The sequence below is a fragment of the Nocardia amamiensis NBRC 102102 genome (genome assembly GCF_001612745.1).
GTDB lineage: Bacteria > Actinomycetota > Actinomycetes > Mycobacteriales > Mycobacteriaceae > Nocardia > Nocardia amamiensis.
In genome coordinates, this window is sequence record NZ_BDBA01000072.1 from 36,735 (window position 1) to 47,056 (window position 10,322).

General features: G+C 66.3%; 12 protein-coding genes. 4 read left to right on the forward strand and 8 right to left on the reverse strand.

The annotated features are described in order from the left end of the window. Positions 1-5: 5 nt before the first annotated feature. The 3 genes from NA4_RS15560 to NA4_RS15570 form a co-directional block, all read right to left on the reverse strand. Positions 6-1,097 carry a nuclease-related domain-containing protein gene (locus NA4_RS15560; RefSeq protein ID WP_067470345.1) on the reverse strand — a complete coding sequence of 364 codons (1,092 nt, stop codon included), beginning with the start codon at positions 1,095-1,097 and terminating at the stop codon, positions 6-8. A 191-nt stretch (positions 1,098-1,288) separates the two neighbouring features. Further along, the gene (locus NA4_RS15565; RefSeq protein WP_067470346.1) at positions 1,289-1,711 is read right to left on the reverse strand and encodes a hypothetical protein; all 423 of its coding nucleotides are present in this window, start codon (positions 1,709-1,711) and stop codon (positions 1,289-1,291) included. Positions 1,712-1,921: 210 nt separating this feature from the next. Then, positions 1,922-2,113 (reverse strand): hypothetical protein, encoded by a 192-nt coding sequence (locus NA4_RS15570; RefSeq protein WP_157129036.1) that lies wholly within the window; start codon positions 2,111-2,113, stop codon positions 1,922-1,924. A 280-nt stretch (positions 2,114-2,393) separates the two neighbouring features. Between NA4_RS15570 and NA4_RS15575 the strand changes: the two genes are divergently transcribed. From NA4_RS15575 to NA4_RS15585, 3 genes are all read left to right on the forward strand, one after another. Then, entirely contained in the window at positions 2,394-3,260 is an 867-nt protein-coding gene (locus tag NA4_RS15575; RefSeq protein ID WP_218022303.1) for a site-specific integrase, read from the forward strand. 154 nt (positions 3,261-3,414) lie between these two features. Continuing rightward, positions 3,415-4,059 (forward strand): class I SAM-dependent DNA methyltransferase, encoded by a 645-nt coding sequence (locus NA4_RS15580; protein ID WP_067470348.1) that lies wholly within the window; start codon positions 3,415-3,417, stop codon positions 4,057-4,059. A 60-nt stretch (positions 4,060-4,119) separates the two neighbouring features. After that, the gene (locus NA4_RS15585; protein ID WP_174552951.1) at positions 4,120-4,401 is read left to right on the forward strand and encodes a hypothetical protein; all 282 of its coding nucleotides are present in this window, start codon (positions 4,120-4,122) and stop codon (positions 4,399-4,401) included. 626 nt (positions 4,402-5,027) lie between these two features. On the opposite strand, the gene NA4_RS15590 is transcribed toward NA4_RS15585, so the two are convergent. From NA4_RS15590 to NA4_RS15600, 3 genes are all read right to left on the reverse strand, one after another. After that, entirely contained in the window at positions 5,028-5,486 is a 459-nt protein-coding gene (locus NA4_RS15590) for a hypothetical protein (RefSeq protein ID WP_067470350.1), read from the reverse strand. 14 nt (positions 5,487-5,500) lie between these two features. Next, entirely contained in the window at positions 5,501-5,863 is a 363-nt protein-coding gene (locus NA4_RS15595; RefSeq protein WP_067470351.1) for a hypothetical protein, read from the reverse strand. Positions 5,864-6,048: 185 nt separating this feature from the next. Beyond that, positions 6,049-7,032, reverse strand: a complete 984-nt coding sequence (locus NA4_RS15600) for a hypothetical protein (protein ID WP_157129037.1) — start codon at positions 7,030-7,032, stop codon at positions 6,049-6,051. A gap of 599 nt (positions 7,033-7,631) precedes the next feature. On the opposite strand from NA4_RS15600, the gene NA4_RS15605 reads away from it, so the two are divergent. Next, on the forward strand, positions 7,632-8,420 hold the full coding sequence (locus tag NA4_RS15605) for a hypothetical protein (RefSeq protein WP_157129038.1): 789 nt from the start codon (positions 7,632-7,634) through the stop codon (positions 8,418-8,420). A gap of 470 nt (positions 8,421-8,890) precedes the next feature. Here NA4_RS15605 and NA4_RS15610 read toward each other — a convergent pair whose 3' ends face one another. After that, positions 8,891-9,187 carry a DUF1330 domain-containing protein gene (locus NA4_RS15610; protein ID WP_040783362.1) on the reverse strand — a complete coding sequence of 99 codons (297 nt, stop codon included), beginning with the start codon at positions 9,185-9,187 and terminating at the stop codon, positions 8,891-8,893. Between the two features lie 33 nt (positions 9,188-9,220). Next, positions 9,221-10,322: MFS transporter (locus NA4_RS15615; protein ID WP_067470354.1), on the reverse strand; the 1,102-nt coding region annotated here is incomplete at its 5' end.

Here is a 10,322-nt window from a genome sequence, read left to right on the forward strand (position 1 = left end):
TCTGGTCAGTTGCAGTTCGATTGGAATGGGTAGCAGCCCTGCGCAGGTGCCCGCCCGGGCGCTGGTGCTGGGCGCTCGGGCGCCGGAGGCGCCTCGACCGGCGGTGCGGGTTCCTCGACGCTCGTCGAGTGCGTGACCGGTTCGTGTGCGGGGTCTGTTTGGTCGGCGGAGCATGCCTGCGCCAGGATCCAGACGCCGCCGCCGACAAGGACGATCGCGCCCGTCGCGGCCAGGCGCTGTCCCCAGCCGCTGCTCGGGCGCCGCGCGGTTGCGGCCGGGGTGGGCGCGTAGCTGGAGTAGTCGGGCGCAGCATCGCTGGGGGAGCGCCCGAGATCCCCGGGGCTGCTCGACAGCGGTGCTGAGGCAGCAGCTGGCGCTGGGGTCGGCATCGGGGGACGGGAGGGCAGCGGGGTGACCGTGGCCAGCCCTGGATTCCCGGTGACGACGGCGGTGGCCGGCGAGGCCTGTGCGGTGGGGAAGCCTTCGGCGACCAGGTCGTCGATGCCGACCGCGTCGGCGAAGTTCAGCGCGGCCAGCAGCGCGTGCACCTGCTCGGCGGTCCAGACGGTTTCGCGGCGGCGGCTGGCGCGGTGGAACCAGGCGCGTAGATCGTTCTGGGTGGACCCGAGCAGCACGTCGCAGCCGACGGGCAGCGATTCGGTCTGCAGGGTCATGGTGGATCGGCGAGGCGGGACCACCAGCACCAGCGTGGCGACGAACGCCTTGGGATTGATCGGTTCGGCCAGATTCTTGAGGTTGAGTGAGTTGGTGCGGGCTTGGCCGATCGGGTTGGTGTCGCTGTCGCGCACATGCACCGGGTCGCCGGTGTAGCCGCTGAGGTGCCAGCGCCCGTTGGCCGGGGTGGACAGCACACCCGACATCGCTTCGGGCACGGTGCCTTTCACCTCGATCACGGCGGTGGTCTGCGGCGTGATGATGACGAGGTCGGCTTCCTGGCTGCGGCCGCGCCGGTCGGGGATGTAGCAGCCGGAGATCGCGACGCCGGAGAAGGCATACTCCCCCGTCCACGTCCGCATCCAGTCGATGACCCGCTGTTCGCTGCCCGAAATCTCCGTTCGAGCGTTGAGGACCAACATCGTCGTTCACCCCTGCCTGTGCGTGTGCGCCGACGGATGTGGCGCTCTTGCCACGGTATAGCCGAGCTCCGACATAAAGAGTCCAAAAACGCTGCGCAGCAACATGTTCGACTGCCGGGCGGGCCGGTAGCGGGTGTTCACGGGTTGGTCCTCCGAGTTCGTCGAGTCGATCAGGCGGTACGGGCTGCGGGCTACAGATCCAGACGCCAACCGGGATCGGCGGCCGAGCAGAACATCCAGCAGTTCGGCGCGGTGAGCGAGGAGACGGACGAGACCAGGCGCACCGCGAGCACATCGGTCCGGTCGGTCGCCGTGTCGGCGACGGGCGGGGCAGATTCGTCCGGGGTGATCGGTGCGCAGAACATGACGCAGTCCGCGGCGGTGGCGGTGTCGTGGTGGGCGATCGCCGCGGTGGATGGCATCAGTGTCTCGGCGGGGGCGCGGTTGACCGTGAGCAGCAGAGCGATCTGCGCGACGGCCGCGACGACGAAAAGGCCGGCCAACACAACGGGCTTGCTGAACAGGAATTCGAATGCGGCGCCGAGCAGGCGCAGCACACCGAGGAACAGGCTCCGGGAGGTGGTGCGGGAGGTCTGGGCGGTGGCGGTGGACATGTCTTCCTCCGAGAGAGTCGCTGCCGAATCATTATCAGCAGTCTAACAGTCCAGCATTTCAACAGTCCAGACTGTTGATGGCATCGGGGTTGCGACCGCGGCGCGACCACGCTTTCCGGCGCACACGAAAGGCCCGGAGCCAATCCGGCTCCGGGCCTTGAGAAATCGATCTATCGCTGCACGAGCGGGGGTGGAGATCCGATGTGACGGTCAGCTGACCGTCTGCGCCCTCAGTTCATCGGCCAGCCGCTTACGCACCGTTTTGTCTGTACGCGCGAGCACGACCAGCGTCTCGACGAGCTCCTTGCGGGTCAATTTGCTTCGACCGACTTGGCCGCGGCCGATCTCTTCGGCCAGGTCGGCGACCAGTTGATCCCACGTCTTGGCCTGGTCTTCGCTCATTTTGAGCGTCCATGTCAGCAATGCCACTGTCCGAGCCTTCCAGTCGATGCAGCGATGTCGAGCGCAAGCCAACATTTTAGACTGTCGAACTGCCGTCAGTCTATTGTGGTTGGTTCTTCGCCCGCTTCGAGCTCAGCCTCACCGCACCGACATCGCGCACATGACGTGCATGTGCCGCAGCCGTCGCACGTAGCAAGCAGAAGTAGCCGCGTACGAGAACATCCTGGATGTTCTTCAATCGCTGACAGAAGTGGCGGGCACCGATCCGGAGCATGCCCGCTTGATCAAGCGGTTCGCCGCCTGGGACGTTGCGCCCCGGCTGCGGGCACGAGCCGAACGCAATCCACTCACCGTCAGCAGCAGGCGGGGCTTCAGCGACCAGATCACCCAGGCGACACAGTTCCTCGGCTGGCTCGCCGAACACGACCTCGAGCTGGCCGACTGCGGACAGGCCGACATCGATGCCTGGCATGTCGAACACAATGTCCACGCCCGCACCTCGATCCGAGGGTTTCTGCACTGGTGCATCGCCAACAAGCTCACCCGCCGATTCCGGCTTCCCACCGTCGTGATCGGCCCGGCAACACCGATGCCGCAACAGCAGAGGATCGACCTGCTCGGCCGACTGCTCACCGAGCCTGACCAGCCGCTGCGGTCCCGCGTCGCGGCGGCGATCGTGTTGCTCTACGCCCAGCCAGTCAGCCGCATCGTCCGGCTCACCCTCGACGACGTGATCGCCGACAGCGACACCGTTCGGCTGCGGCTCGGTGACCCACCGTCACCGGTCCCCGGCCCGGTCGCGGAGTTGCTGCTGTCCTGGATCGACCAGCGCACCAACATGAATACCGCCACCAACCGCGAGGCCCGCTGGTTGTTCCCGGGCCGCCGCGCCGGTCAGCCGATCCACCCCGAAACACTCGGGGAACTGATCAAAGCCCTCGGCATCCCAAGCACCGCCGGCCGCGTCGGCGCGCTGCACCAGCATGTCCTCGAACTACCCGCACCCGTCGTCGCCGACGCCCTCGGCTACCACCACAAGACAACTACCCGCGCCGCTACCCGCGCCTCAACCGACTGGTCTCGCTACGCCTCCGGCCCACGGGCTCGAAAACCATCCGGCTGGACACCTCGATCTCGCGACCGTTGATTACGAGACCCTGCCAGTCGTCCGGGACCCCCGGTGGTCAGCGGCATGATGTGCTCTCCTGCATTGCGGCTGCGGAAACGTGGCAGAGGGCCGATGATCGGTCTCTCTGCGTCGGCTGTCCACGAGGTCGTGATCATGGAATATCGTGCCGGTCATGACCACGGATGACTGGTTGGCCGACACCCGAACCTCTTATGACACGGTCGCGGTCAGCTATGCCGACCAAGTGCGCGGCGCCCTCGCCGGACACCAGTACCTGCGCGCGGCTCTGGCGTTGTTCGCCGACAGCGTGCGGGTCGCTGGCGGCGGGCCGGTCGCGGACGTCGGCTGCGGCCCCGGCGAAGTCACCGCCCACCTGCATGAGCTCGGTGTCGACGCCTTCGGTGTCGACCTCTCCCCGGGGATGATCGACGTGGCCCGGCGCGACCACCCCGGCCTGCGGTTCGAGGTGGGCTCGATGACGGACCCGGACCTCCCCGTCGCTTCGCTGGCAGGCCTGCTCGCCTGGCAGTCGTTGATCCACATCCCCGACGACGAGGTGCCGACTGTGTTCGGGCACTTCCACCGAGCATTGCGGCCCGGCGGACTGCTGCAGCTCCTGTTTCACGTCGGCGACGAGTCGCGGTTGAAGACGGAGGGCTATGGCGGTTACCCGATGAAGGTCCATGTCCACTGCCGTCAGCCTGACCAGGTGGCATCCTGGCTGCGCGATGCCGGATTCGTGGTCGAGGCACAGATGTTGCTCGACCCGGATGCGAAAGCTCAGCAAGCGATTTTCTTCGCACGCAGTAAGTCCTGACTTCCGCGTATATCGGGCTCGCCACTCGGAACCGGATGACATGCAGGTGTGCTCCCAGCGGTGCTGGTGGCCTCGGGCCGCCGGGCCGGTCAGCCGATCCACCCCGAAACCCTCGGGGCACTGGTCAAAGCCCTCGGCATTCCCAGCACCGCCGGCCGTGTCGGCGCGCTGCACCAGCATGTCCTCGAACTACCCGCACCCGTCGTCGCAGACGCCCTCGGCTACCACTACAAGACAACTACCCGCGCCGCTGCCCACGCTGCGGCCGACTGGACCCGCTACGCCTCCGGACAGCGAGCCCGGAAACCGTCCGGTTGGGCACCTCGAACTCGCGACAGTTGATTACGAGACTCTGCCAGTCACTACCCCCTAGTATCTGCAGAGATCAGAAAAATGCGCATGCGATGACCAGGCAAAACGATAAATTTGTGAATTCCGTCACATTGCACGAAATTCCAAGATTTTTCTTCGTACCCGGTCGTGCGCCAGCCAACCGCGCTTCCACGAGGGTCTGCCTGGTCGACGTTGCGGCGCGGCCACGACGACGCCCTGCACTCCCGGACCGGCCGCGACCGCGCCGTCGACGCCTACCTGGCCGCCGCCCCAGGTCGCAGCCGCGTCGACCCCGCTACGCAGCGGGCCCGCGGCTGCGATCCCCCGCGCTGGACACCACGAACACGCGACAGTTGATTACGCGATCCCACCAGTACCAGGAGCCCTCGCCGACGCCGAGATCCCCGCCGCGCGGCGGCCCCGAGAGACAAAGCGCCGCTGAGTCATTCGATCACGGATTCGGCCCTTGCCGGTAAGGGGCGGGACCTGCTCCTTCCCCGTACCTCGAGCCCCTCCGGGATACGCCTGTCAAGCCCAGCTCGCACCGATTGTCACTCGCCGTTGTGTGTCATATCGGTGTGGGCCAAGCTCTCTGGACGATCCGCAGACTTGTGATGCCTTCGGTGGGGTGGAGGTCAATCCGTGGTGCGTTGATCCCGATATTGGCCCACGAGGTGCTGGTAGAAGCTGTTCTCTGGCGACTCCAGCGAGATGGCCCGCAGGCCGACAGTGACCTTCCGGCCAACTACCGTCGAGTATCCGTCCTCATCGATGCCGAGATCCTCCACGACCGCTAGCACCAGCTCGTCCAGCTCCACGTCGGTCGCATAGACGGCGAGACGGCATTCAACTGAGACGCGCGCCGGGTCGTACGCGTCGCCCCACGCGCGCTGAGCGAACTCATCGACCGCGGTGACCGGTCCGAAGCTGGTAAAGCACGGGATACGGTTCACCCCGCGGATCCGATGGGTGCTCTCTTCGAGCGCCAGCGCGACCGGGTGGATTCCCTCGCCGTCGAGGGCACCGGGCCCGGTCGCGTCCGGCAACCCGAGTCCTACCGCGAACTCCCACACTTGGCGTTCGTCGTCGTCCACGTACAACCTTCCTGCTATCTCTTCGATGAGCTCTCGACGCGGCAGTGCTTGACCTTCCGCCCCTTGGGCGCCGCCGCTTGGGCCTTGTTCCAGGCGTCCTTCTCGGCCGCGTCCTTGGTCTTTCCGGTCCCGGTGTACTTCTCTGGGCCGGTGGCGTCTGTCCGGTCCAGATTCTCGAAGTAGCAGGACAATGTCACGGTCCACTTAGCAGTGAACTCGAACTGCCAATGCGGGTGTGCCGCATTGACGGGTTCGGCCGCAATCGCCGGTGTCTGCGCCTGTGCGATGCCGACCCCAGCTGTTGATGCGCCTGCGATGCACGCGGCCGTCAGCGCGATCGTTGTGACAAGTCGCCGCCCGGCCGAAATGGTTCGCATGTCGTCCCCTCCGTTGGTTGAAGGTATCTCCTTCACTGCTCTTGGACGCTGCTGCGGCACAACAGGTTCCATCTACTGTGGTGACTAGTGTCACAAGGTCACCACAGGCCTCGCCCTCCTCCCCCGATCTGACACGCAACTAGAAGAACGGGCGGTCCGGTGACGCGCCATACTGCCGCCTCGGCTCAAGCTGGCTGGGCCGCCTTGCGCTTGCGGCGGCGGGCCGGTCGTTGTTGCTGCTGTTGCGGGTCTGGGTTGGTGGCTTCTGGCAGCTTCGCGTCGTTGATCAAGGTGTAGACGTTGCGGACCTTCTCGCGGGCGAGGGCGCGAGTGTTGTTCGGGCTGTTGGGTACGAGTCGTTTGGTCACCTGCAGCAGGTTGCGGTCGGCGAGTTCTCGGGTGCCTCGGGCGCGGGTGGCCGGCGATATGCCATACCGGGCGGGGAAGTTCTGGGTGGACCACCAGATCTCGGCTCCGTCGCTCGCGCGGCTGTTGGACATCAGGATCAGCAGCATGGCGAGAGCCGCCGAGGACATGTCTTGGATGTGGCCATTGGTCCACAGCGTTTGCGGGATCTTGCTGTAGAGGTTCGCCTCCATCATCTTCCGGTGCTTCTTCTTCCGGTCTGCCGATTTGGCTTGCGCTTCCAGAGAGCGGGCGTGGTGGTAGGCGGTCGAGGGCAGTTCGTAGGCGGCGCCGCTGCCGCTTTCGTCGAGGATCTGCACAGTCGACGGCTCACCGGGCTCGCGGGTAATCCGCACCAGCCGCTCGGCCTCGAGTGTGCGCAGGGCCTCGGTCACCCGTCGCGAGCCCTTGGTTTCGGGGTCGGGCAGGCCGAGAAGCTCTGCCCACTTGCGAGCGGCGTAGTCGGTGTTGTGCGGCGGGGCGGAGGAACGCCAGATCAGCGCTAGATACAGCTTCACCGGTACCGAGCCGCCGCGGCCTCCGGATCCGATCAGCCTGGCCAGCGGGGCTTTGCGGCTGATCGTGCCGCCGTCATCTGCGGGCGCGTGCGTGAACGACCACCGCAGCGGGATCGCGGCTCGCCGACCCGACGTGCTCGCGATGGCCTCGGCAAGCTCGAGCGAGGACTGCGGAACGTCCGGCCTCGGCGACGTCAATCCGAGTAGGCTGGCGGCGTCGATTTCTCTACTGGCCTGTGCAGCCATTTGGAGTCCTCACTACTTCTTCATCCTAGCGATCGGCTTCTAGTCTACTAACGTAGCGGTCACTTAGCTGTAGATCACTGAGTTCACTTCAGGCTAACATCAGCATCCTGCATGAACGAGCGTACTCTGCATGCAGATTTGCTGGTAGACAGCGGTTTACGCTTGCCACTCCTGGTGGAGTTCGTGTAGTGTCGGCGTCACGATCTGATCGCTACGACCTCTCAGCAAACGAGGTAGGTTGGCAGCCAGTCAGCCGACACGTTCGACGTCGAGACTTCGGGCCAGGTCGTAGCGAAGTGAAGCGGCATGGTGCAGGCCTCCGCTCCGCCGGGGACCGGCTCGCCAAGTCGGCCATCCCAGTGAAGCGGCACTTCGCGGAAGAGGGGACGCCCCTGGAAAGGCGTCCCCTCTTCATTTCTCGCGCGAAATCGACGCGGACGCCGGCCGCTGCCATGAGCGTGGGCGGCACTTGTGACAGCCAGTACCGGCGGGCGTCTTTGCGGCTTCCTTGACCCGGATGACACGATCCTTAACGGCACCCCCATGTCGGCGGGAACCGAGTTCGCTGCTGTGTCGGTACTTGATGTGACCATGATGGCGTGCTTCTTCCTTCGGAAACCAAGCCCGAAGTGGCACAGGTACTTCGCGATCTGCGTGAAGATCTGCTCGTCACAATCGCGGTCGCGCGAATGGCGCCGCGCGGGGGTGTCCTCGCGGCGCGGCTCATTAAAGGCCTCCAGCTCGCGTTCCCCCCAGGCGCGCCCACTTACAGGCCTCGCGTCAGAATGCCTGCTGTTTTCGACGTATGTGACCCTGATGGCCTGCGCCCCGGGTGGACGGAATCGGTGACCACGGTCGCCGCGAGGCCTGTGCTGGACGCATTGGATTTCGGCAGTCAGCACTACGAGTGGGGCGGACGGATGTGGCTGCCGACCTTCTTCGCGGTCTGGGAAGACGACTACCGTCACCGCCTCGCCGCGGCACATCAGTGCAAACCCCGAGACTTTCAGATCCCGTTCTTCGGTGACCTGCGCAAGCTCCGTAACGACGTCACCCACCGCAGAGGTGTCGCGCGCGCCGACGGCGCCGCCTCCTGCGAGGTGCTGCGGTGGTTCTCGGTGGATGAACCGATCACGCTGAACTACAAGCATTTTAGGGAGGTGGTCGAGAAGTTCCCATGGACCGAATTGGCTGTGCCGCCGCCGACTGTCGATCCGGGGAAGGCGAACCTGTCTACCCATATCGATGATGACCTGGCGCTGAGGTTCCGGCAGGCTGCACTCAAGTCTGGGATGAAGCTCGGGGAGGCGGTGGAGGCCGCCATCCAGATGTGGATGACGCAGCAACCCGTCAATCGACATCAGGACTACGGATCAGAAGATTCGTAGTCGGCCTCGTGCTGTTCAAGTCGGCGCTAACCGCCGAGAACCGGTGTTACACAGGCGGTCCGTAGCCACCAATGAGAAACAAAACAGGACCCGGGTGCGCACCTGGGTCCTGTTTCAAGGTTCATGTGACGGCCATGAGGCTAGTGGGGGTCGCCGTAATATCGGCCGAATTTCGGGCGGATATGGGCGTAGCTGCTGGGTGCCGCGACTTGGCCATCAGTTCGAGCAGGCTCGCGCCGGATTCGCCGAGGTGCGTCAGCCCGGAGTGCCGGAGTTCGTGGAGTTCCCAGCCGGTGCCAGACCCCCTCTCGGCGGTGGGTCACGAACACCGGCCCGTGGGCGCGGTGGCGGATCGGCCTGGGCTGGAGCCGGGCGGTGCCGGCATCCCAGTTCACGGTTTCCAGGACGTTAACTGCCCGTCCTCGAGATTCCCGACAGAGTCCTTCGGTGAAGATCCGACTGGACCTCGGTCAGTCGAGGCCTTCGACGATGCGGAAGTCACGCTCGAAGCCGTCGGGGAGTTCGGCCAGCGCCTTCTGGTAGGCCGCGCTCGCGCGTGCGGCGACCGCCTGTTCGAAGCTGTCGAACTCGATCAGGACGACGCGCTCGGCGATTCCGGCTTCGTGTGCGTCGACCCGGCTGCCGATGCTGGCGAGCACCCGCCCGCCCGCGGCCGCGACGGCTAGACCTGCCAGTTCGTTGTAGACATCAAGCCTCTCGGGGTCCTCGATGGTGGGGTAGACGCTGACCCAGTAGCCCTTGGGCATGGAACCTCCAGTGTTGGAATGAGTGCATCTGACTTACGGGTTGGTCTTCGACGAGCGTCGGTGGGCGAGGGCGAGGCTGGTCATCGTCGTGATCGCCATCGCGGCGACGCCGACCAGCGCTGCCGTGGTATAGGCGTCGTCGTTCGGGAAGAGGCGGCCGGGGCCGGTGCCCGCGGCCAGGACCAGACCGCCGATGGCGCTGCCCAGCGAGTAACCGACGCTGCGGACGACGTAGTTGAAGCTCATGGCGCTCGACGTCTCGCTCTTGGGGGTGACGGCCAGGATGACGCCGGGCATCGCGGCCGAGAAGCCGCCGACGCCGAAGCCCAACACGCCCATCGCCGCGAACAGTTCGGCCAGGTCCGACCGGGCCGCCGCGAACAGGGCGAACCCGCCGCCGACCACGACGGCGCTGCCGGCCAGGAGCAGGGGGGCGGCGATCCGCGTCCGGACCCGCGGCGTGAGTTTACCGGCGACGAACCCCAGCACCGAGAACGGGATGAGGACCAGCCCGGCGACGAAGGTCGTCAGCCCGAAGCCGTAGCCGGCGCCGTGCGGTGTCTGCGCGTACCGGGTGATGAGCGTGAGCAGGAGGTACATGCCGATCCCGCCGACGAACATGGCGAGGTTCGCCCCAGCGACCGCCGGGTGCCGCACCGCCCGCACATCGACCAGGGGCGTCGTGCTGCGCAGCTCGATGACGGCCCAGACGCAGAGCAGCACCACCGCGACGACGGCGAGGGCCGCCGCCACGGCGCGGTGCCGGCTCCACAGATTCCGTTCGCCGGCCAGGAACAGCACCAGGAGCAGCGCAGCGGCCAGGACGACCGCGCCCGCCACGTCCACGTGGGCGGACCGGCCTTCGGGGGCTTCGGGCATGGAGCGCCACGCGGTCAGGAGGGCGGCGGCGGTGACGACCAGGCCGAGGCCGTAGGCGGCCCGTACCCCGCCGAGCTCGGCGAGCAGTGCGGCCAGCGGGTAGCCGACGCCGGCCCCGATGATCGAGACCACCGAGATCAGGGCGATCACGGCCGCGCTGCGCTCCTCGGGGAGGTGGTCCCGGGCCACGCCCATCATCAGCGCCGTCAGTCCGAGCCCGACGCCCTGGGCCGCCCTGCCGGCCAGCAGCCACGCG

Excerpts from the sequence above, each read along its gene's own strand:
- NA4_RS15595 (WP_067470351.1), bottom strand. The coding sequence starts at position 5,863 with ATGCGAACCATTTCGGCCGGGCGGCGACTTGTCACAACGATCGCGCTG.
- NA4_RS15580 (WP_067470348.1), top strand. The coding sequence starts at position 3,415 with ATGACCACGGATGACTGGTTGGCCGACACCCGAACCTCTTATGACACG.
- NA4_RS15560 (WP_067470345.1), bottom strand. The coding sequence starts at position 1,097 with ATGTTGGTCCTCAACGCTCGAACGGAGATTTCGGGCAGCGAACAGCGG.
- NA4_RS15600 (WP_157129037.1), bottom strand. The coding sequence starts at position 7,032 with ATGGCTGCACAGGCCAGTAGAGAAATCGACGCCGCCAGCCTACTCGGA.
- NA4_RS15610 (WP_040783362.1), bottom strand. The coding sequence starts at position 9,187 with ATGCCCAAGGGCTACTGGGTCAGCGTCTACCCCACCATCGAGGACCCC.
- NA4_RS15565 (WP_067470346.1), bottom strand. The coding sequence starts at position 1,711 with ATGTCCACCGCCACCGCCCAGACCTCCCGCACCACCTCCCGGAGCCTG.
- NA4_RS15570 (WP_157129036.1), bottom strand. The coding sequence starts at position 2,113 with ATGAGCGAAGACCAGGCCAAGACGTGGGATCAACTGGTCGCCGACCTG.